This window comes from Hymenobacter actinosclerus, assembly GCF_900111515.1.
GTDB lineage: Bacteria > Bacteroidota > Bacteroidia > Cytophagales > Hymenobacteraceae > Hymenobacter > Hymenobacter actinosclerus.
Window position 1 is genome coordinate 583,808 of record NZ_FOHS01000003.1, and the last position, 22,220, is coordinate 606,027.

The 22,220-nt window shown below is 59.4% G+C and carries 18 protein-coding genes; 11 read left to right on the top strand and 7 right to left on the bottom strand.

Annotated features, from left to right (window positions below):
- The first annotated feature begins 196 nt into the window (after positions 1 to 196).
- The 5 genes from BMY67_RS14080 to clpB all read left to right on the top strand — a co-directional run bounded on the left by BMY67_RS14080 (position 197) and on the right by clpB (position 5,868).
- Complete coding sequence (locus BMY67_RS14080; RefSeq protein WP_143069834.1) at positions 197 to 553, top strand: ATPase; 357 nt, start codon at positions 197 to 199, stop codon at positions 551 to 553.
- Between the two features lie 594 nt (positions 554 to 1,147).
- On the top strand, positions 1,148 to 2,266 hold the full coding sequence (locus BMY67_RS19035) for a PDDEXK family nuclease (protein ID WP_143069835.1): 1,119 nt from the start codon (positions 1,148 to 1,150) through the stop codon (positions 2,264 to 2,266).
- 107 nt (positions 2,267 to 2,373) lie between these two features.
- Positions 2,374 to 2,541, top strand: a complete 168-nt coding sequence (locus BMY67_RS19365) for a hypothetical protein (RefSeq protein ID WP_177189836.1) — start codon at positions 2,374 to 2,376, stop codon at positions 2,539 to 2,541.
- Positions 2,531 to 3,106 (top strand): hypothetical protein, encoded by a 576-nt coding sequence (locus BMY67_RS14085; protein ID WP_092772646.1) that lies wholly within the window; start codon positions 2,531 to 2,533, stop codon positions 3,104 to 3,106. The genes BMY67_RS19365 and BMY67_RS14085 overlap by 11 nt, the downstream gene beginning before the upstream one ends.
- 140 nt (positions 3,107 to 3,246) lie before the next feature.
- On the top strand, positions 3,247 to 5,868 hold the full coding sequence (clpB, locus tag BMY67_RS14090) for an ATP-dependent chaperone ClpB (protein ID WP_092772648.1): 2,622 nt from the start codon (positions 3,247 to 3,249) through the stop codon (positions 5,866 to 5,868).
- Positions 5,869 to 5,939: 71 nt separating this feature from the next.
- Here clpB and BMY67_RS14095 read toward each other — a convergent pair whose 3' ends face one another.
- Entirely contained in the window at positions 5,940 to 6,347 is a 408-nt protein-coding gene (locus tag BMY67_RS14095) for a putative toxin-antitoxin system toxin component, PIN family (protein WP_092772650.1), read from the bottom strand.
- Entirely contained in the window at positions 6,347 to 6,565 is a 219-nt protein-coding gene (locus BMY67_RS14100; RefSeq protein ID WP_092772652.1) for a hypothetical protein, read from the bottom strand. Before BMY67_RS14100 ends, BMY67_RS14095 begins: the two co-directional genes overlap by 1 nt.
- 43 nt (positions 6,566 to 6,608) lie before the next feature.
- On the opposite strand from BMY67_RS14100, the gene BMY67_RS14105 reads away from it, so the two are divergent.
- Positions 6,609 to 6,776: a hypothetical protein gene (locus BMY67_RS14105; protein WP_092772654.1), complete on the top strand. Its 168-nt coding sequence runs from the start codon at positions 6,609 to 6,611 to the stop codon at positions 6,774 to 6,776.
- Positions 6,777 to 7,180: 404 nt separating this feature from the next.
- On the opposite strand, the gene BMY67_RS14110 is transcribed toward BMY67_RS14105, so the two are convergent.
- From BMY67_RS14110 to BMY67_RS14125, 4 genes are all read right to left on the bottom strand, one after another.
- Positions 7,181 to 7,528, bottom strand: a complete 348-nt coding sequence (locus BMY67_RS14110; RefSeq protein ID WP_092772656.1) for a DoxX family protein — start codon at positions 7,526 to 7,528, stop codon at positions 7,181 to 7,183.
- Positions 7,525 to 7,875, bottom strand: a complete 351-nt coding sequence (locus BMY67_RS14115; RefSeq protein WP_092772658.1) for a DoxX family protein — start codon at positions 7,873 to 7,875, stop codon at positions 7,525 to 7,527. The genes BMY67_RS14110 and BMY67_RS14115 overlap by 4 nt, the downstream gene beginning before the upstream one ends.
- Positions 7,876 to 7,968: 93 nt before the next feature.
- Positions 7,969 to 8,361 (bottom strand): hypothetical protein, encoded by a 393-nt coding sequence (locus tag BMY67_RS14120; protein WP_143069836.1) that lies wholly within the window; start codon positions 8,359 to 8,361, stop codon positions 7,969 to 7,971.
- Between the two features lie 77 nt (positions 8,362 to 8,438).
- The gene (locus BMY67_RS14125) at positions 8,439 to 8,924 is read right to left on the bottom strand and encodes a hypothetical protein (RefSeq protein WP_177189837.1); all 486 of its coding nucleotides are present in this window, start codon (positions 8,922 to 8,924) and stop codon (positions 8,439 to 8,441) included.
- Between the two features lie 590 nt (positions 8,925 to 9,514).
- Here BMY67_RS14125 and BMY67_RS14130 point away from each other — a divergent pair.
- From BMY67_RS14130 to BMY67_RS14140, 3 genes are all read left to right on the top strand, one after another.
- On the top strand, positions 9,515 to 13,429 hold the full coding sequence (locus BMY67_RS14130; RefSeq protein WP_092772663.1) for a T9SS type A sorting domain-containing protein: 3,915 nt from the start codon (positions 9,515 to 9,517) through the stop codon (positions 13,427 to 13,429).
- A 124-nt stretch (positions 13,430 to 13,553) separates the two neighbouring features.
- The gene (locus BMY67_RS14135; RefSeq protein WP_092772665.1) at positions 13,554 to 14,162 is read left to right on the top strand and encodes a HupE/UreJ family protein; all 609 of its coding nucleotides are present in this window, start codon (positions 13,554 to 13,556) and stop codon (positions 14,160 to 14,162) included.
- Positions 14,163 to 14,401: 239 nt separating this feature from the next.
- Entirely contained in the window at positions 14,402 to 16,765 is a 2,364-nt protein-coding gene (locus BMY67_RS14140; protein WP_092772667.1) for a M1 family metallopeptidase, read from the top strand.
- A gap of 447 nt (positions 16,766 to 17,212) precedes the next feature.
- Here the strand turns inward: BMY67_RS14140 and BMY67_RS14145 are convergent, their stop codons facing one another.
- Positions 17,213 to 20,401 carry a TonB-dependent receptor gene (locus BMY67_RS14145; protein WP_092772670.1) on the bottom strand — a complete coding sequence of 1,063 codons (3,189 nt, stop codon included), beginning with the start codon at positions 20,399 to 20,401 and terminating at the stop codon, positions 17,213 to 17,215.
- Positions 20,402 to 20,957: 556 nt separating this feature from the next.
- Between BMY67_RS14145 and BMY67_RS14150 the strand changes: the two genes are divergently transcribed.
- Both BMY67_RS14150 and BMY67_RS14155 read left to right on the top strand, forming a co-directional pair.
- A complete protein-coding gene (locus BMY67_RS14150) occupies positions 20,958 to 21,332 on the top strand; it encodes a PH domain-containing protein (RefSeq protein ID WP_092772672.1) in 375 nt (124 codons plus the stop codon).
- A 168-nt stretch (positions 21,333 to 21,500) separates the two neighbouring features.
- Complete coding sequence (locus tag BMY67_RS14155; RefSeq protein WP_245745055.1) at positions 21,501 to 22,151, top strand: bifunctional 4-hydroxy-2-oxoglutarate aldolase/2-dehydro-3-deoxy-phosphogluconate aldolase; 651 nt, start codon at positions 21,501 to 21,503, stop codon at positions 22,149 to 22,151.
- Positions 22,152 to 22,220: the final 69 nt, after the last annotated feature.

The following is a 22,220-nucleotide window of genomic DNA, read 5'->3' on the forward strand; positions in this document are numbered from 1 at the left end:
AGAAGCTTTCTGGAATGTCGAGGACCAGCAGGCAACACCCAAGCCCGGCCAGCACGCATCCCGCCACCTGCACATCGAACAAAACGTGCTGTTGTTCAGCCGCACCAAAATTGATTCTTATCTATCGGCCCGTGTAGCGGAATTTTTGCGTTACTCCCTGCTCCGGGCCCAGCAAACCTTCACGTTTGAAACGGTTATGTCACACCCGTCCAAGCTGGAGTTCCTGCGGGAGGCCCGCGCCGCCGGTTTCCGGACCTACTTGTATTTCGTAGCAACAGAAGACCCTGAAATTAACGTGGGTCGGGTACGGGCTCGGGTGCTGAAAAACGGCCACGACGTAGCCCGCGACAAAATCATCTCCCGCTACGGCCGTTCCCTCGATTCCCTTTTCGATGCCGTGCGCCTCGTAGACCGCGCATTTCTGTTCGACAACTCCGCCGCCGCTCCTAGACTCATTGCCGAAATAGAAGAAGGGCGGAAGGTCACGTTTACCACGGACTTACTGCCTGCCTGGGTTAACACCTATTTCCGGCAGAAGGCCTTGCGGAAATAACGAATAGAATAGGCAACTTGCTTCTATATCTCCTGCTCATACAGACTCGCTGCTGCTTCAGGTACTACGCATGGGGTTTCTTGGATGCCTTACCGTTCCGTCTCCCACGCCACCATGCACAAACCCGCCGACCGCAAGTCCAGGTACCGCCGCCCCGCCCGCTACCCCCGCCGCTTGCCCGAATCAGTTGCTTCTGCGCCACTTTCGCTACCACCGCTGCCCGCCGTACCCGCGGCCCTAGCGAAACTTATGATTCTGCGCTACTTTGGTATCTGTACTCCCCCAGCCCCCCCGCAACCCCCGCCATTTGAAGGAGCTGAGGCGGCTTGAAGTTTCTAACCAAGCCCCAATTACTTTTTCAGGCTTAGCAGCTACTTATGATGTTATATCATGAATTTTCCTACGATACTATCGAAGCTCTATATTTTATAATTTGGCAAAATCGAACAAAATCAGTTATAGCGTCATAGTATTTGTTCGATGTTTATATCAGAACTGAAATTTTTCAATTATTTGTCTTTTTTTTATAAAACCATGAATGGCCACTACCCTATAGTCAAATTACCTGGGCGTTATACTGCCATATCCGACACTATGCCCCCAGACCCACCTGCACCTATACTGGCATCACCGCCAGCTCAGGAATATGTGGACAAACCTGATTCTTTATCTTTTAATATTTTAATTATTTTTTCCATCTTATTTATTGCAGCAATATACATGTCGTTTATTTATTTTGAATTCGTATATACACTACCTATACTCCTTATTTTTGCTTTTCTAATGATTCCATCGTCATGGGAAGACGGTATAAAGTATATTTCCTTAAAGAGGGAATATAAAATAAATTTAGCCTTGTCAATTGAAAAACACAAAAGAGAGTTATCAACTTATAAACATTTTACGATGGTTATCCATAACGAGTTGGTTGCAAAGTATCCTGACATTGTGCAAAAATCAAAGTCATTGGAATCTGTCAAGATTCACAGAGAGCAGCTATACAAAAAGTTTTTCAATGAGTCAAGACCGCCTTTGATACATCCCTCATATGAAAGTATTAAAAAAGGCTATTATGAAAATAATGTATACGGCATTTTAATCGAAAGATTCAATGACTTGACACTAGTAAATTATTCTGCTCAGTCAGAAGAAAACGAAGTGCATTTATATGCACCTCTACCAGATTTTGTCATACATGATTCTCACTATAATTATAGCATAGTTATTGAAATAGATGAGCCTTATGAATTGAATATGGGATATCCTATCCATTGTATAGGTTACGATGATGATAGAGATAAGTATTTTTTGGAGAGAAACTGGTTTATCATAAGATTTTCAGAGAGCCAGTTTGTTAACTACCCTCAAGAATGTTGCGATGTAATAAAACATTTTATAGATTACATTACAGCTAATTCAGAAGCCCAAGAAATATATCAACCAAATTATTCTAATATTCAAGAGAAGGCATGGAGCTATGAAGATGCCATTCATATGGAATCTGTAGATTATAGGGAAACTTACCTACCTGAACTCAATTTATATAGGAATCATCCATTCCCACGGCTTGCGCCAAAAAGTGCTTCAAGAAGAAAACACAAAAGAGTCAATTTAGAAAATCTCAAGAATTCAAAAAATTATTCATCCGGATTAAAAAATGATTATAAATCAAGCATAGATATTGACAATATTCAAAATGATTTACCTTTCTAAAGTATCATCAATATAACACACCATTGCCTTACAGGCACCTGCTGAACCTTTTATAGTCCCTTCACGGTAGTAAGAGCAATCCTACCATTATCACACAAACCGGAATCATGGGCACTACTGATAAAGACAAACCGACAGCGGCCACTGCTCCTAAACTGACCAAAGAAGAGCGGTTGGCGCAGGCCCGCGAGTATGCCAAGCAGTTCAAGTTTGAAACACTGTCGGAGGAAGACCTGATTCGCTTGCGGCGCAATGCTTACAAGTATGCTATCTGAACGCGAGTTAGGCGAGGGCTACCCGTTTCACTATCGCAAAGGGCCGTCTCACAAGGACGGCCCTTTGGTTTGTACGCACTACTACACCTTTCGCACCCGCAAGAACCGGCGCTACGTGGTAGAGGCCGAGCAGTACCAGCACCATGTGTACGTGCTCAAGTATTACCCACTGGCGCTTAAAGCCTCACCTAATCGGTTTAAGTTGCTGGTGAATGACGGCGACGCCTTCCGCATCCTGACGACTTGCACCCAGATTTTCCTGGATATCTGCCGCCGCGACCCACTCGCCTCGGCCGGATTCGTGGGGGAAGCGCTGCCGGGAGAAAGTTGGGTGGCTACCAAGCGGTTTCGGGTGTACCTAAAAATGGTTACCGCGTTTGTTGGGCCAACGCGGTTCCTGCACCACCCGCTGCCCGCCATCAGCGCATATTTTCTGGAGTGCCGGGTTAACCCGGAGCCGAACCTCAAGGGGAAAGTAGAGCAGCTGTTTCGGGAGCTGTACATCGTGCCGCAAGCACTGGAATCACCTAAGCCCGATGAGTTGGGTGCGGATGGTGGGAACTGAAATTTTGTCTTACCGAATCCCCCGAAAATTCAATTTTACCGCCAAAAAGTCCGGAAAACCACCTTCGCACCCCGTTTGCTATCTGTTGCGTAGAACTTCTCACACCCTGAAGTTCTCACCTAACACGACAACAGCAAGCCATGAACTTTAATAACTATACCATTAAGGCCCAGGAGACCGTGCAGAAGGCCACCGAGTTGGCCGGCGGCAACCAGCAGCAGGCCATCGAAACCGGGCACCTGCTCAAGGGCCTGTTCCAGAGCGACGAGAACGTGCTGTCGTTTCTGGCCAAGAAGCTGGGCGTGAACCTGAACATTCTCGGGCCCCGGCTCGATGACATCGTGGCCGCCTACCCGCGCGTGAGCGGCGGCTCGCCCTACCTGTCGAACGACGCCAACGCGGCCTTGCAGCGCGCGACCGGCTACCTCAAGGAGTTCGGCGACGAGTACGTGTCGGTGGAGCACTTGCTGCTGGGGCTGCTCGGCGGCAAGGACAGCGTGGCGACGCTGATGAAGGACGCCGGCTTCAACGAGAAGGATTTGAAAGCCGCCATTCAGGAGCTGCGCGGGGGCCGCAAGGTTACCAGCCAGTCGGCCGAAGACCAGTACCAAAGCCTTAACCGCTACGCCATCAACCTCAACGAGCGAGTGCGCACCGGCAACATGGACCCCGTAATTGGCCGCGACGAGGAAATCCGGCGGGTGCTCCAGATTCTGAGCCGGCGCACCAAGAACAACCCCGTGCTGCTGGGCGAGCCCGGCGTGGGCAAAACGGCCATTGTGGAGGGCCTGGCCCAGCGCATCGTGGCCGGCGACGTGCCCGAAAACCTGGCCGACAAAATCGTGATGTCGCTTGACTTGGGCCTGCTCATTGCCGGCGCCAAGTACAAGGGCGAGTTCGAGGAGCGCCTCAAGGCCGTTATCAAGGAGGTAACCGACGCCGACGGGCAGATTATCCTGTTCATCGACGAGATTCATACCCTGATTGGGGCCGGCGCGGGCGGCGAGTCGGCCATGGACGCGGCCAACCTGCTTAAGCCCGCCCTGGCGCGGGGCGAGCTGCACGCCATCGGGGCCACCACGCTCAAGGAGTACCAGAAGTACATCGAGAAAGACAAGGCCCTGGAGCGCCGCTTCCAGGCCGTGATGGTGGACGAGCCCAGCGTGCCCGACGCCATCAGCATCATGCGCGGCATCAAGGAAAAGTACGAGCTGCACCACGGCGTGCGCATCACCGACGACGCCGTAATTGCCGCCGTGGAGTTGAGCAACCGCTACATCACCGACCGTTTCCTGCCCGACAAGGCCATCGACCTGATGGACGAGGCGGCAGCCAAGCTGCGCATCGAGCTGAACTCCATGCCCGTGGAGCTGGACGAGGTGCAGCGCCGCATTATGCAGCTCGAAATTGAGCGCGAGGCCATCCGGCGCGAGGAAAACCACGACCGCGAGGCCGTGCTCAACCGCGAGCTGGCCGACCTGAGCGAGCAGCGCGACTCGCTGCGGGCCCGCTGGGAGTCGGAGAAGTCAGTGCTGACCAATATCCAGACCGAGAAGGAAAACATTGAGCGCTTCAAGCTGGAAGCCGACCAGGCCGAGCGCCAGGGCGACTACGGCCGGGTGGCCGAGCTGCGCTACGGCAAAATTCAGGAAGCCGAAGCCCGCCTGAAAACTCTCCAGGACGAAGCCGCCGCCAACAAGGACGGCGGGGCCATGCTGCAAGAGGTGGTAACCAGCGAGGACATTGCCGAGGTAGTGGCCAAGTGGACCGGCATTCCGGTAAGCAAAATGCTGCAATCGGACCGCGAGAAGCTGCTGAACCTGGAGGCCGAGCTGGGCCGCCGGGTGGCGGGCCAGAAGGAAGCCATTGCCGCCATTTCCGATGCCGTGCGCCGCTCCCGCGCCGGCCTTCAGGACCCCAAGCGGCCAATAGGATCCTTCATCTTCCTGGGCACCACCGGCGTGGGTAAAACCGAGCTGGCCAAGGCCCTGGCCGAGTACTTGTTCAACGACGACAACGCCCTGGTGCGCATCGACATGAGCGAGTACCAGGAGCGCCACGCCGTCTCGCGCCTCATCGGGGCACCTCCCGGCTACGTGGGCTACGACGAGGGCGGCCAGCTCACGGAAGCCGTGCGCCGCAAGCCCTATTCGGTGATTCTGCTCGACGAAATCGAGAAGGCCCACCCCGACGTGTTCAACATCCTGCTGCAAGTTCTCGATGACGGCCGCCTCACCGACAACAAGGGCCGGGTGGCTAACTTTAAGAACACCATCATCATCATGACCTCCAACACCGGGGCCGACATCATCCAGCGCAACTTCAAGAACCTGGACGAGCAAGACCCAGAGGAAGTAGAAGCCATCATCGACCGCACCCGCGACGCGGTGGTGGAGCGCCTGCGCGAGCATATGCGCCCCGAGTTCCTTAACCGCATCGACGAAATCGTGATGTTCCAGCCCCTGAGCCGCCGCGAAATCCGCCAGATCGTGAACATCCAGTTCAAGCAGATTCAGCAGCGCCTCGACGAAGCCGGCATCCGCCTCGAAGCCACCGACGAGGTGCTCGACTACCTGGGCGAGGCCGGTTTCGACCCCCAGTTCGGGGCCCGGCCGCTCAAGCGCGTGTTGCAACGGCAGGTGCTCAACGAGCTGAGCAAGGAAATCCTGAGCGGTCAGGTGTCCAAGGACGCCGTGGTGGAAGCCGTACTCGAGGATGGCGGCATCCGCTTCGTGAACGTGGAACTGCCGGCCGTGGAGTAGGTTAGGGTTGGTTGCAAATGGGAAGCCCCGCTGGCGTTGTGCCGGCGGGGCTTTTTTGCTCTGAAATCTGACTATTGAAAGAAACTCAGAAAATCCTGCAAGCTGACGACTGCCATTCGTGGGAACTCCAGTTGCTTGAGAATTTCGAAGTGCCGGTCGTTGGTGACCAAGTAGTCAGCTCCGGCTGCCAGGGCAACGTCCACGAATTTATTGTCGTCCGGGTCAGCTTCGATGAGTTGCCACTTGAAACAGGCTTCCTGAAAAGACGTGTTGGGAGCGTTCAGCAGAATTTCGGTTACTCGTTGGGCAACAATGGTGGAGTAGTGAGCCGCCAGAATTTCCTCGTATTCGGTGAGTATTTCATTGCTGAGCACCCACTCAAATACCTCGCTGGCGAACAACTCGTAGAGGCGATGAAAAGGACTGTTGCGATTGAGCGACGCGAGCAGGCAGTTGGTGTCAACGACTACCCGACGCATCAGGAAGGTGCGTTAAGCATCCGTTCGTAGTCTTCGGCCGTGTAGTCTCGCTCGGCATCAATACGCTCCACTTCGGCCAGCATCTTCTGCGACAGGTGCGCCACGATTACGCGCTGTAGCTCAAGCGTATCCTCCTCGCTCATGCCCCGCTCAAATAAGCGAAGCAGACTGATCTGCACCCTGTTTAGTTTGGTCGGCTGATTAGTAGCAGGAGTCATAGCGGTACGGGGGCTGATACGGTAACAAGATAACAAGGACTTCTTGAAAATTGGTGCCCCGTTGCGGGACATAGCATCCAGTTTCGCCAGCTTCCGCCGCGCCGCCACCGACGAAGTGCTCGACTACCTGGGCGAGGCCGGTTTCGACCCGCAGTTCGGCGCCCGCCCACTCTGGGCGCGTACTGCAACGGCAGGTGCTTGGGCGAGCTAAGCAAGGAAATCCTGAGCGGCCACGTGTCCAAGGACGCCGTGGTGGAAGCCGTGCTCGAAGACGGCGGCATCCGCTTCGTGAATGTAGAGCTGCCGGCCGTGGAGTAGGTTAGGGTTGGTTGCAAATGGGAAGCCCCGTCGGCGTTGTGCCGGCGGGGCTTTCTCATTCTGAAATAAGACTGCCTAAAACTACCCCAAGACCCTACAGGCTAACCGCCGACACCCGCAGAAACGCCAGTTGCTGGAGGACCTCGAAGTGCCGGTCGCTGGTGGGCAGGTAGTCGGCCTCGGCGGCAAGGGCGACGTTGGCGGGGTTGTCGTTGGCTGGGCTGGTTCAGAGGAGCTTCAACCGGGATTAGAATAGAAATCAGGATACCCGCCAGGAGGCTACAGATGACACCTTTGTTAGAAAGCCCGCAATGCCGCGTAAAAAATCCAGGCGTTCACCAGCATAAACAGGAACGACGGCAGCGAGGCCCGGAACCCGTCCTTTATTTTCAGCCGGACGCCAAACCCGAGCAGCATCAGCAGGGTCAGGCCCGCGGAGGCAACCAGCAGAATCAGTGGAGCGGCGAGGCCCACCAGGAGCCCGACGGCGCCCAGGATTTCCAGCGCGCCCGTTAGCGGGCCGAACCTGGCCAGGCCGAAACGCTGGAATTCTTCCTGCAGCTTGGGCGAAACGAAGTAGCCTATGCCGTAACCCAGGAAGGAAAAGCCGGAAAGCCAGATGAGCAACAGCGTAAGTGCACTCATGCGCCAACCAGACCGGCGTGCGCCGCGGCTACGAAAAGTGACAGCAGCAGCAGCACAAACGACGGCACGTACTTGATGAATGGGTTGCGCACTTTGATGTGGGCCAGCTGGGCGCCCACCATCAGTGCGGCCATCAGCAGGGCCGGCACCAGCACCAGCTGCGGGTACCAGATGCCCGCGACCAGCAGCGTGGCCAGGGCTATTTTGGTGGCCCCCACCACGTTGCGCACCAAATCGGGCAGGCCGTATTGTTTGAACTCCCGCACGATGTTATCGAAGCGGAAAACCCACACGATAACGATGGAGGCAGCAATGATGAGTTGCGCCAGAATAACCAAGCTGTCCATGAGCGTTGCCTTAGATACTGCCGGATAGCAGAGCCCGGTAGGTTAGCAACTCAAAAGCAGGCCATTAGTTATACCAGACGCCGCTCCAACTGCTCAGGAGCCTTGCTGCGGCGTAAAGTGCCTGCTCTTCAGGCGGCGGCGAATATCGCGGGGAATGGGCTTGCCGGCGCTGTAGCCAGCCACTATTTCAGCTTCGCGGGTTTTGCTGAATCGGACCGTCTTCCCGATGCCGACTCCGAGCGGCACACCGCCCAGTGCCAGCGCGCTGACAATGGCGCCGCCGGCATTGCCCCCCGAGTCGCCGCTGCTCGCGCCCCGGATGATAGCGCCCGTGGCTCCGACACCGATGGCCGTAAACACGGCCCCACCCGTGCGGCGCTGCTTGAACAGGTTTTGCACGGCCTGGGCACTGTCGGCGGCCGGGGTCTGGGCGTGTACGGCGGCGCTGCTTAGCATCAGCAGCGCGGAGAGTAGAATTTTATGCACGTAGGGGAAGTGAGCGATGAAAAGCTGTTATTGGTCTGCTTGCGGTCCAGCGCAGGTCTGCGGCCTCGTTGGCGCGGCTACCTGCTTTTGCGGGCCTGTTTGCGGGCAGCCTTTTCGCGCCAATAGTCGGCCTTGGCGAAGTGCCTGGGCCGAAGCAGCGCCGCGTAGGCCGGAGGCAGGGGCGCACCCGCCGCGTAAGTCCGCTGGAACTCGTTGAGCTTGGCCATGCTGTAGGTGGAGTTGCGGGCCAGCATGAACCCCAGGCCCGCGCCCATCAGCCCCAGGCCGGCCGCTACGGCCCCGCCCGAGGCCGGCGTATCTACCCACTGGCCATTGTATATATCGTACTCGCGTTGGCTGCTGGCCATCAGGCGCAGGCCGGGCAGCGCCAGGGCCAACGGCCAGTAGGCGGCATTACGCTTGGTGATAAACAGGGCCGTAACGGCATCGAGCGTGTCGGTGCGGGTGAATGGGGTGGCTGCCGGCACTACGGGTTGCTGGGCCGCGGCGGGCAGGCAGCTCAGGCGCAGCAAGAGCCCTAAGCTAAGTAACCGAAATAGCATGGATAGAGAAGGGCAGACAGAAATCGGCGCAATATATCATTAATCCGCGGATGCCCTGCCCTCTAAATGTCCTATTGCGGGCAGTATTTTCCGGCACCTGCCATTCGCGCTTACCCAGCCCTGGCGCGTAGCTACCCCGCCCCTGTTTTCGCCTGCTGTAAACGGGGGCGTTAAAGAACCAGCCGGGGCCGGCATTGCCCTATGATTGGCATAGTCTGCCGTTGGCAAACCGATAGACAAAGAGGACCTAAGCGCCCCTACAGGCAGTTTCAGCAGTATGGCAGCGGCCTTGGTGAAAGGAATTTCTGTAAGGCCCAAAAAAATATCTATTCAATCCGAAAACAATGGTTGTCTAATACATAATAATCCGGATATTGGGCGGCACTACGCTACGATCTACCTTATTGACTGCCGATTGACTTAGTACAATTCAGCCGTGCTTGGCTGCTCAACCTTTCCCAATCAGCTCAACCCATCAGCACTCCGCTAATAAAGGCCCGCTAGCGGCCGGCCGGCGCCGCGTGGGTGGCCATTAGTTTACCGGCGGCCGGTTGGTCGCCGGCTGTTTTCCTTTTTTCCCACTTGTCTGCATGACAAAAACCTTACTTTCTTCGCCGGCAACCGCGCCCGGGCAACTGCTGGCGGGCTGGCGTCCGGCCCTGCTGCTGACGCTGGGCCTGCTGCCGACGCTGCCGGCCGCCGCTCAGCAGCGCCCCTTGCTGAAACCCGCCGACACGGCGACCCGCATAACGCTGCCTAAGCCGGCCCCGGCACGGCCAGCCGCAGTAGTGGCAGTGCCCCGCGCCGCAAAGCGCGGCACATTAGCGGCTATTGCTTCCACTGCCACGGGCGGTAACTGGAGCGACCCGGCCTCCTGGGTGGGTGGCGCCGTGCCAACGGCCGCCGACGAGGTGACCATTGTGGCTGGTGCCACCGTAACGCTCGACGTGGCGGCCAGCGCGGCCTCGCTCACGGTGGCGGCCGGTGGCTCCCTGCTCAACTCCGCTACCACGGGCTACAGCCTGGCGGTGGCGGGCAGCGTAACCAACAACGGCACCCTCGACCTGAGTGCCACGCCGGCCATCGGCTCCGACCTGCGCTTCACCGGCGCGGGCAACGCCAGCTTCGGCGGCAGCGGCACCACCGACCTGCAGAGCCTGACGCTGGCCAAAGCAGCGCAGGCCGATGTAGTAGAAATGAACCTGCCCACGCTGTCGGTGAAGGGCAACGCGGGTAGCGAAGACGGCTTCCTGCTGACCCGCACCACGGGCGCCACGCCGGCCGACGACATGACCGGCACGCTAAAGATTTCGGGCACGGCCCCTATCAGCAGCAAAGTATTCGGCAACGCGGCAGCTTACGTTATTCCCGCTACCGGCGGCTTCTGGCTGAACAACCCCAACTTCACGGTGGTGGCTCAAACGGGCTCCGCTACTGCCAGAGGCCTGCTCCGCCTCTCGGCGGGCACCTACAACGTGGGCACCGCGGCGGGCAACTCGCTGGTGCTGGGCGCCGGATCGGCCCTAACGGTAGAAGGCGGTACACTAACTTCGGCCGGGCGGCTGGGTTCGTTTACCTCGTCCTCAGTCTCGGTTGCCACGGTTTTCACCCTCAGCGGTGGCACCGTCAATGTGTCGAACGTAGGTAACACGTCGGGTACCCCCTCGTTTGGCATCAATGGCGTTACCAACATTTCGGGCGGCACCATTAACCTGGTGCAGCGCAGCACGGCGGCCACGCCGCTCGACTACGCGGTGATAGGCACCTATAACTTCACCGGTGGCACGCTAAACATAGGCACGGCGGCCACGGCTACTAACTTCAACTTCCGTATCAGCGGCTACACGCCCAGCATCGTTGTCGACAATGCCGGTACCGCCAAGTCGGTAACGCTGGGGGGCGATACGTTCAACTTCGGCGCGCTCACGATTACCCCCGGGGCAACGTTCAACGTAGGCGCAGCCACTTTGCTGCAGATAGGGGCCTCTATCGTTAACAACGGCACGTTCACGGCAAATACGGCGGCCACCACTACTACGGCCGGCAGCACGCTGTACTTCGCAGGCAGCGTTCCGCAGACGCTGAGCGGCTCGGGCACTTTCACCAGCCCCATTCAGCAAATTGCTTTTGATAACGACGGCGGAGGCGTGTCCATCGACGTACCCGTGACGGCGCGCACCGTGAGCATGTTTACGGGCAATGTCAGCAAAGCCAACAACCTCACGATTCAAAGCACCGCCACAACGCTGGCCATACTCCGTTTTGGCTACACCAACCCCACCACCTCGGCTGGTCGCTTCGATGTAGCTCCCACCTTCGACCTGGCAACCAGCGGCTTATACTTGCTCTACAACCCGGAAACAACTTCCCGCACTACCGGGGTCGAGATTCCGGCTGCTCGTAGCGTATACTACCTCGACATAAAAAATCCGAAGGGGATTACGCTAACTGGCGGCAACTTAACGGTTACCGGCACTGCCGATTCGTTTACCCTGCAAGCAGGGGTCCTGACTACTTCAGCGGGCAATGCCCTTATTATTGGTAAAAGGGGTACCACCATTCCAACCGGCTCGGCCACGAGCTACGTGAATGGCCCGCTGGGCATTACGGTAAACAGTGCCACGGCTGTAAACCGCACCTTTGCCGTGGGCGACGCCGCCGGCTGGCGGCCGGTGGTAGTAACCGGCATCACGGCCGCTACCGACCAGATTTTTACGGCAACAGTTGTAAAGGCTGCTACGGGTGGTACCGTGTCGGGCGGGCTTTCGGGCCTGAATCCCACGCGCTACGTACGCCTCGAAAACTCGGCGGCCCTGCCGGCTACGGCCCGCGTGCAGCTGAGCTACGGCGCCGATGATGTGCCTGGTGCCCCGGCTACCGCCACAGTAGCCCAGGCGGCTACGGCCGGCGGCAGCTACGCCAGCCTCGGCGGCGCGGCGGCGACGGTGCCTACTACCGGCATCGTTTCAACCCAGGACCTGACGCCCGGCAACGACTTCTTCGCGCTGGCTAACACCGAAGGCGGCACGCTGACCTCGTCGGTAGCGGCCGTATGCGCCGGCACCAACACGGGCACCATCACGCTGACCGGCAATACCGGCACCGTGACGGGCTACGAGGCGGACTCGGGCAGCGGTTTTGCGGCCGTAGCCGGCACCAACACGGGCGCCACTTACACCTTCACCGACCTGGCAGCTACGACTATCTTCCGGGCCGTGCTCACGACGGCCGATGGCCGCACGGTGTACTCGGCGCCGGTAACGGTAACCGTGAACCCGGCCACTACGGCCACGTTCACCTACGCCAGCGCCACCTTCTGCCAGAGCGGCACCAACCCTACGCCCACCATCACGGGCACGGCGGGCGGCACGTTCAGCAGCACCAGCGGCCTCAGCCTCGATGCCGCCAGCGGCGCCATCAACCTGACGGCCAGCACGGCCGGCACGTATGTAGTTACTTACAACGTAGCGGGCACCTGCCCTTCGTCGGCCACCTTCAGCGTAACGATTACCGCGCCAGCCATGGCCGGCTTCAGCTACGCGGCCGCCAGCTTCTGCACCTCGAATACCGGCACGGCTACCCCGACGCTGGCCTCGGGCGCTACGGCCGGCACGTACTCGAGCACCGCAGGCCTGAGCCTTGACGCCGCAACCGGCGCCATTACGCCCGGCACCAGCACGCCCGGCACGTATGTGGTAACCAACACCGTGGCTGCCAGCGGCGCCTGCGCCCTAGCGACGGCTACGTTCAGCGTAACGATTACGGCTCCGGCCACGGCCGGCTTCAGCTACGCCAGTGCCAGCTACTGCGCAGGCGCCACCAATCCCAGCCCGGTGCTGGCTACGGGGGCCACGGCCGGTACGTTCAGCAGCACGACGGGCCTGGTTATCAGCGCCACCGGCGTTATCAACCTGACTACCAGCACGGCCGGCACCTACGTGGTAACCAACACGGTGGCTGCCAGCGGCGCCTGCGCGGCGGCTACGGCCACGTTCAGCGTAACCATCAACGCCCGTCCGGCTCAGCCAACGGTAACGGTGCAGTATAATGGCCCGGTTACCACGCTCACCAGCAGCGCGGCTACCGGCAACCAGTGGCTGCTGAACGGCACGGCCATTGCCGGCGCCACCAACCCGACCTACGTGGTGAACTCGGCCGCTCAGCTGGGCTCCTACACCGTAACCGCGACCAGCGCGGCCGGCTGCACCTCGCTGCCCTCGGCGCCGCTCGTAGTTACCTCGGGCACCAAGGCACTGGCCGGTTCTTCGCTGCAGCTCTACCCCAACCCCACCATCGATGGCAAGCTGCTGGTGAAGCTGGGCGGTTACACCAAGGCCGTGGAGCTGACCGTGTACAATGCCGTCGGCCAATCGGTACGCACCCTCCTGGTGCCGGCCGGCCGCCTGGAGCAGCCGCTCGATCTGAGCCAGCTGCCCAGCGGCGTGTACGTGCTGAAAGCCCGCACCGAAGGCGGCCTCGATGTTCGTCGCATTGTGAAGCAATAGCCTGAACTGCTTTCCTGCCTGATTTAAAGGGCCTGCCGACGTTTGTCGGCAGGCCCTTTTTTTGAGCCGTGCCCGGTCGGGCCGGGTTTCGGATATTTGCCGGCTCTTTGCCATTCGCATCCGCATGTCCGTTTTCACCACCTACCTCCAGCTCGGCTTCTTTCACATCTTCAACCTGCAGGCCTACGACCACCTGGTGTTCCTGCTGGCCCTGTGCGCGCCCTACGTGCTGCGCGACTGGCGGCGGGTGGTGCTGTTAGTAACCAGCTTCACGGTGGGCCACTCGCTTACGCTGGCCCTGGCTACGCTCGATATCGTGGGCTATTCGCCCCAGCTGATTGAAACACTGATTCCGGTGACTATTATCCTTACTGCGTTGCTCAACCTGGTCCGCGCTGGTCGGGCCACGCTGCGGCCGGCCGAACCAACCGCTACCCCGGCCGGCGGGCCGCTGGTACTGGCGCTGCCCAACCTGCTGGCCGTGGGCTTCGGGCTGATTCATGGGCTGGGCTTTTCGAGCTATTTGCGCGAGCTGCTGGGCCGCCAAAGCCGGCCGGTGCTGGAGTTGCTGAGCTTCAATGTGGGCGTCGAGCTGGGCCAGCTGCTGATTGTGGGGCTGATTCTGGCCCTGGGCTACGGCCTCATCAGGGGGCTGGGCGTGGCCCGCCGCGACTGGCTGCTGGTGAGCAGCGGCGCGGCGCTGGGCATTGCGCTGGTGCTGCTGCTGGGGTAAGGCGTGAGTACAGGAGCCTCATTCTGAGTGCATGGCGCCAGGGCCCGGAGGCGAAGGCGGAGGCGAAGAATCTCTGCCACAGCAGTACGCTCAACGCCTGCATAGAAGCGGTAGAGATACTTCGACAAGCTCAGTATGACGTTCTATTTTTAGTCTTTGCTGCAACTATTGGGAACATGTTGCCACTTTCCGACGCAAAAAGTCCCTAACTTTCTAGCTTAAACCCCCACCTGCCTTTTATGCTGAAAATCACTCTGCTGGCCACCGGGCTGGCGGCACTGCTGGCCCTGCCCTCGGCCGCGCAGAACACCAACTCCGGTACCGATAAATTCGCCCAGCTCGAAACGCTGCTGCCCACGCCCAACTCCTACCGCACGGCCTCCGGGGCGCCCGGCAACGACTACTGGCAACAGCGCGCCGACTACAACATCCGCGTGCGGCTCGACGACGAGAAGCAATCCATCAGCGGCGACGAGGACATCACCTACACCAACCTCTCGCCCGATGTGCTGACTTACCTGTGGGTGCAGCTCGACCAGAACATTCTCGACAAGAACTCCATCACCACTGCTACCCAGGTGGGCGAAATCCAGCCCCGGATGCCCTTCCAGGCGATGGACTACATGCAGCGCGACGGGTTTGATGGCGGCTTCAAGATTGGCGAGGTGAAGCTGAAGGGCGGCAAGGCCCTGCCCTACGTCATCAACCACACCATGATGCGGATTGACTTGCCTACGCCCCTGCGGCCCAAGCAAGCGGTTACGTTCAGCATCAGCTGGCGCTACAACATCAACGACCAGCTCAAAATCAACCAGCGCAGCGGCTACGAGTTCTTCCCCGACGACAAGAACTACCTCTACGAAATTGCCCAGTTCTACCCCCGCATGGCGGTGTACTCCGACAACCAGGGCTGGCAGCACAAGCAGTTTCTGGGCAACGGCGAGTTTGCCCTGCCCTTCGGCGACTACCGGGTAAGCATCACGGCCCCCGCCGACCACGTGGTGGGCGCTACCGGGGTGCTCCAGAACCCCAACGACGTACTCAGCAGCGCCCAGCGTCAGCGCCTGGCGCAGGCCCAGGGAGCCAAAAGCCCGGTGCTGATTGTGTCGCCGCAGGAAGCTGAGCGGGCCGAGCAGAGCCGCGCCAAAGGCACCAAAACCTGGACCTACGCCGCCAAGGACGTGCGCGACTTCGCCTGGGCCTCCTCGCGCAAGTTTATCTGGGATGCCATGGGCATCAAGCAGGGCGGCAAAAACGTGCTGTGCATGAGCTACTACCCCAAGGAGGGTAACCCGCTCTGGGGCAAGTACTCGACCGAGGTAATTGCCCACACCATCAAGGTATACTCCAAGTACACCATTCCCTACGAGTACCCGGTGGCCATTTCGGTGCACGGCCCGGTAGGCGGCATGGAGTACCCGATGCTGAGCTTCAACGGTGGCCGCCCCGAGAAGGACGGCACCTACTCGGCCGACCGCAAATACGGGATGATTTCGGTGATTATCCACGAGGTGGGCCACAACTTCTTCCCGATGATTGTGAACTCGGATGAGCGGCAGTGGACCTGGATGGATGAGGGCCTGAACTCGTTTGTGCAGTACCTGGCCGAGCAGGAGTGGGAGCGGGATTACCCCTCGCGCCGCGGCGACCCGGCCCAGATTGTGCCCTACATGCGCACTGACAAGAGCCTGCAGACCCCGATTATGACCAACTCGGAGTCGGTGCTGCAGTTTGGCAACAACGCCTACGGCAAGCCCGCCATCGGCCTCAACATCCTGCGCGAGACCATTATGGGCCGCGAGCTGTTCGACTACGCCTTCAAGGAGTATGCCCGCCGCTGGGCCTACAAGCACCCCACGCCCGCCGACTTCTTCCGCACGATGGAAGATGCCTCGGCCGTGGACCTGGACTGGTTCTGGCGCGGCTGGTTCTATACCACCGACCGCACCGACCTGGCCATTGCCGGCGTGAAGCAGTACAACATCAACTCGCAGAACCCGACCGTAGAAAAGGCTCGCCAGCGCGAGCTGCAGGAAAAAGCCCCGCGCACCATTTCGCAGCAGCGCAACCAAACGGCCATCCCGCGCACGCTGGTCGATGAGAAGCCCGAGCTGAAGGACTTCTACAATCAGTACGACCCGCTGGCCACCACCCCCGCCGACCAGCAGCGCTACCAGCAGCTGCTTAAAACCCTCACGCCCGAGCAGCAGCAGCGCCTGGGCAGTGGCCTGAACGTGTACGAGGTGAGCCTCAAGAACCTGGGCGGCCTCACGATGCCCGTTATCATGCAGCTAACCTACGCCGACGGCCAGCAGGAAATCCAGCATATTCCGGCCGAAATCTGGCGCAAGAACAACGCCGAGGTCAGCAAGGTGTTCGTGACCGAAAAGCCGGTGGCGAGCTTCGTTATCGACCCCTACCAGCAGACGGCCGACACTGACCTGAGCAACAACGCCTGGCCCCAGCAGGCCGCGCCGTCGCGCTTCGAGCTGTTCGAGTACCAGCAGCGGGCCCAGCCCAACCCCATGCAGCAGCAGTCGGCGTTGCAGCAGAAGGAGCAGAAGCCACTGAACACGCCGACCTCGTCGGGCGGCACCAACTAGCCAACCAATAGCTACAAAAAAGCCGCCGGACCCATTGGGTTCGGCGGCTTTTTTATGGCTATTGGTTGGCTACTGACTGTATTATACCTGCTTTCGGTTTCGATAAGTAAGCCAGTTAACAGCCCGTTTAGGTAGCTTTCCAGGCGCAACACACATCAGCATATCTCTCCGGACAATGTGCTCCATTATCCGGCATACCGCCGATGCTGCCAGCCATTGCGGAACTACACGGAGGCGCGTTTACCAAAAACCGCAGTCTTCCGCTCATACTTATTTTATCCTAACCCTGGCCGCCGTAGCGCCTCGCAGCGGCAACTGCGGCACCTGATTCAGAGGCTTACAGGAGCAGATGCAGAGTCGAAAACGGCCCTCTGCCTTCAGGTATAAAAAAAGCGGGCGGCAAAATTGCCGCCCGCTTTTTTGCGGAGTACTGTTGCTGAACGACGCTTAGTTGAAGATGTAGCGCACGCCCAACTGTCCCTGCCAGCGCGAGGCCAGCGACACGGCATCCCAGGCGTTGGCCCGGGCGGCAATGGTACGGGGCAGCGAGAAGGTCGGCTGCACGTTGTTGCCGGTGGACTCTACCCGGAGCAGTTCGGTTGCGTTGTTCTGCACCGAATACTGGCGGCCCCAGTCGTTGTTGAGCAGGTTGCCCACGTTGATGATGTCGAACGTCAGCTGCACGGTGTTTTTCTTGCCGCCGGCCTGGAAGTTGAAGTCCTGGGCCACGCGTACATCTATCTGGTGAGTCCAGGGCATCCGGGCGCCGAAACGCTCGGCGTACTGGCCGCGGTGGCTGCGCAGGTAGGGGTCGTTATTGATAAAGGCGTCGAGTTGGTCCTGCACCTGGGCCAGCGTGCGGCTGTCGGTGCTTACCAGCTTGATTTCGGCCTGGTCCCGGACATCACGCGGGATGTAAAGCAGGTCGTTGCCGCTGTTGCCGTCGCTGTTCAGGTCGGTGCTGTTGCCATACACGTAGGTGAGCGGCTGGCCCGAGAGGCCTTCGTACACGGCCGAGATGGTGGTAGCCAGTTTGTCGCCGGCGTAGCGGAAGGTGTAGCCCGCGGTGGCCAGCAAACGGTGCCGGCGGTCGTTGAGCGAGTAGCTCAGCTCCGGGTTGTTGGGGTCGGTGATAATTTGGTTGAAGGCGAAATTCGAGGTTGCGGTGGTGTTAAAGCCGCTGTTCACGTCTTTCGACTTGCCGTAGGTGTAGGCCACCATCGTGCTCAGGCCCTCCGAGAAGTTCTTCTGCAGCTGGCCCGTCAGGTTGTAGCGGAAGCCGCGGCTGGTGTTTTTCAGCACGTACACGTTCGTGAAGTTGGCATCGACGCGGCGGGCCGCCGTGCTGCTGGCGTACACCGGGCGCTGGTCGGGGCCGGCCAGCTTACCAACGGGGGCTGCCAGGTTGGCATCCTGGTAGTAAATGTCGTTCACCGTTTTCGAGTACACGCCTTCCAGCGTAGCCAGCACGTCGCCGGGCAGGCGGAAATCTACGGCCAGGTTGGAGCGCCACACCTGGGGCAGCTTGAAGTCGTTGGCCAGGGTGTTGATCTGCGCCGTTTTGGAAGCACCCGCGCTGTAAGTTGTCGGGATTTTGCTGATGTCCGTCTCGATGGTGGACAGGTAGCGCGGCGTAGCAGGGTTGGCCGCGTTGTACGAGGCGTTGTTGATGTCCAAGTTGCCCTGAATCATGCCGCTGTTGGTGTAGCTGTTGGCAATCCAGACGTAGGGCACGCGGCCGGTGAAGATACCCGTGCCACCCCGCACCTGTAGCTGCTGGTCGTTGTTCACGTCGTAGTTGAACCCCAGACGCGGGGCCCACAGCAGCTGGCCGTTGGGCACATTGCGGGTGTTCACGTCGCCGTACTTGGCGAAGGCGGGCTGGTTGGCCACCAGCGGGTTGTACGCCGGCTTATCCACAAACACAGGAATGTCCAGGCGCAGACCGGCCGTCAGGCGCAGGTTTTCGATGGGCGAATACTGGTCCTGCACGTAAAAGCCCAGCTGCATGGCCTTGAAGGCCGCGGCCCCGTCGCCGGAAGTTGCGTAGGCCGCCTGCACGCGCGTGGCCTTGTCGTTGTAGAAGTTCTGTAGCGAGGAGAACGTGTACGCCCCGTTGCCATCCGAAATGAACAGGTTCCGGAACTTGAAACCCTCGTTGTGCGTGCCCAGCGTGATGGTGTGCTGGCCGAAAGCAGCCGTCAGGTTGTCGGTAACTTCGATGATGTCCTGGTTCAGGCTGTTGAGGGCCGAGTTGCGCTCCGTGCCGAACAAGTAGGTATTGCCGTTGTCGGAGATGCTGAAAGCCGGCAGCGACGTGCCGCGGGTTTCGCGATTGTCGCGGATGCGGCTGTAGCTCAGCAGCAGCTTGTTGGAGAAACGGCCCAGGCGGCTGTTGAGTTCGGCCACCGAACTGTTGGTGGTGTTGCTGAAACGGTAGCCGTTGTTGCTGAAACGGAAGTTGATGGAGCTCCGGGTGAGGTTGTCGGAGAAGGCCTCCACGTAGTTGTGGCGCAGGGTGAGCTGGTGGTTGTCCGACAAGTTGAAGTCCAGCCGGCCAAACACCTTGTTGCTTTCCGTGCGGTTGGTAACCTTGTCGGCGCTGCCTACCTCGTAGCCATAGCGCTGGCGGGCGTAGTCGGCAATACCGGCCAGGGTGGCCGGATTAACGCTGGAGGCGGAGCTGCCGGGCAGGAAGCCCAGCGGCGTGCTGGCCCGGGTGATTTCGCCATTCACGAAGAAGAAAACCTTGTCGCGGACAATGGCGCCGCCCACGCGGGCCCCCGTCTGGTAGTTGTAGAACTCATCGGCCTTCACGCGCGGTTCGGTTACGCTCTTGCCAATGGTATTCTCATTCCGGCCGAATCCGTAGATGGAGGCCGACAGGTCGTTGGAGCCCGAGCGGGTGATGGCGTTGATGCCGCCGCCGGTGAAGTTGCCCAGCGTTACGTCGTAGGGCGCCACCACTACCTGGATTTCCTGGATGGCGTCGAGGGCAATGGGCTGGGTGCCCGCCTGCCCGCCGGGCGTGGCGCTGGGGGCCAGGCCAAACACGTCGTTGTTTACCGCGCCGTCGATGGTGATGTTGTTGTAGCGGTTGTTGGCGCCCCCAATCGAGCTGCTGGTGCCGCCGTTGGCCTGGGGCGTCAGGCGGGTGAAATCGCCCAATGAGCGGTTCAGGGTAGGCAGCAACTGGAGCTGCTCGCGCGAAATGCGGGTTTCCGCGCCGGTCCGGCTGGCGTTTATAACGCCATCACGACGGCCGCTTACCACTACCTCGTTCAGGGTTTCGGTGGCCTGGCTCATGTTGATGTCGAGGCGCAGGTTCTGGCCCAGGCTCAGGAAAACTCCCTCCCGAACCACATCCTGGTAGCCAATGTAGGTTACCCGCACGGTGTAGGGGCCGCCTACGCGCATGTTCTGGATGTTGAAACGGCCCTCCGAGTTGGTGGGCGCAATGTATTGCGTGTTGGTCGGACCGTGTACCGTGATGACGGTAGCGCCCGGAAGCTCCGCGCCGTCTTTGTCGGTAATGGCGCCGCTCATGGCGGCCGTGGTATTCTGGGCCACCCCTAGCTGCGCTGATAACAGCAGCAGCAACAGCAACACCAAGTGGTGTAGGCGTATGTTACTCATATAGAAAGGTTTGTTGAAAAAGCGCAGTTTTGTAAAAGGGCTGCAAAGCTATAGCCGTTTTTCATAAATTGAATTATAACGTTAAAATATAATTTACCATATCACATTACGTCGTTATAAATCAGCCGTTAAGCGCTTATAAAAAGACGTTAAAGCGGCTTTTTTCACGCCTATCAGCTTGTCACGGATCAAGGCCGATTTATAAAAAATTATCTTTTTCAAATAAACATGGTTCTTGCTGCCAGTATTCACAGCAAAACCGGCATTCCGTTAAAATTCAATTTGAAGTTTCCATGATATTCCGTTCATCCCGCTTTTTCCGGCTTACCTGACTGCTTCCTTTGGCCGAGTGGCCACTGCCTGAAAACTGGTAGCGCCACGGCCGCCGACAGCCCCGCCAAAGCCCGGCTTGCTGGCGGGCATAGCACCACAGGACGCGTCGCGGTCGGGTGCTACTCGCAACGCCGGGCACTCGAACGAAAAGCGCCGGCCTATCTTTAAGCCAGCGCTTTTCGTTTAGCAACTACTCCTTTCTCACGAACCTAACCACCTTAGTATGGGACTCCTCGACGGCCTGCTGGGCAACGCTTCCGAAACCGACACCCACGCCATTCAACTGGAGCTGAGCCAGTTGCTGGCTCCGGGCGAAGAGGTATGCAAATCCTACGTCGTTATCCGCGACCTGCTGGTGTTCACCACCAAACGCCTGCTGCTGATTGACAAGCAGGGCGTAACGGGCAAAAAGCGCGAGTACCACAGCATCCCCTACCGCAGCATTGAGCGCTACAGCACCGAAACCACCGGCCACTTCGAGCTCGATGCGGACCTGAAAATTTGGGTGCGCGGCATGGCCGAGCCCATCAGCCGGAGCTTCCGGGGCGACAAGCTCATCTACGAAGTCAGCCGCACCCTGAGCGAGTACACGCTCTAGCGGTGAGATGGTGAGCGGTGAAATGGTGAAATGGTGAGATGGTGAGTTGATGTTCTGCGGGCCCGTTTGCGCCGCTTGTGCCACCTGGACGTAAACTCACCACTCACCATCTCACCACTCACCACTCACCATCTCACTACTCACCATCTCACCTCAAGCTCACCGCTTATGCCTTCGTTCTCTTCGGCGCACATGCTGGCCCGGGCCCGGCAGCACCCGCTGATTCCGGTTTTCTATCACGCCTCCGAGAAGTATGCCCGCACGGTGCTGGCGGCGGGGTATGCGGCGGGGGTGCGGCTGTTCGAGTTTACCAACCGCGGCCCCGAAGCCCCGGCCATTTTCGCCCGGCTTCAGCGTTTCGTGGAAGCCGAGTACCCCGATTTGCTGCTGGGCGCCGGCACCATCTACACCGCCGAGGAGGCCGGGCGCTTCATCGAGGCCGGGGCCGATTTCCTCATTCAGCCCATCACCAGCCCCGAGGTGGCCGCCATCTGCCGCAGCCACGATCTGGCCTGGCTGCCCGGGGCCCAGACGCTGAACGAAGTATACGCGGCCCATCAGCTGGGTGCCACGGTGGTCAAGCTGTTCCCCTCGGCCTACCTCACGCCCGCTTACCTCGGCATTCTGCGCGGCCCGCTCCCCCACGTACCCCTCATGGCCACCGGCGGCATCCAGCCAACCGTTGAAACGATGGCCGCGTGGCATAGCGCCGGGGCCACCTGCGTGGGCCTCGATGCGCGCCTGCTCGATACTACCGAGCCGGCCCGGCTAACCGCCCAGCTAACGGAACTGCTGGCGGCGCTACAGCCAGCGCCATAGTAGCGGGCACATCATACCCCTTAAAGCAGCAGGCCCCCACCTTTCCAGATGGGGGCCTGCTGCTTTGGT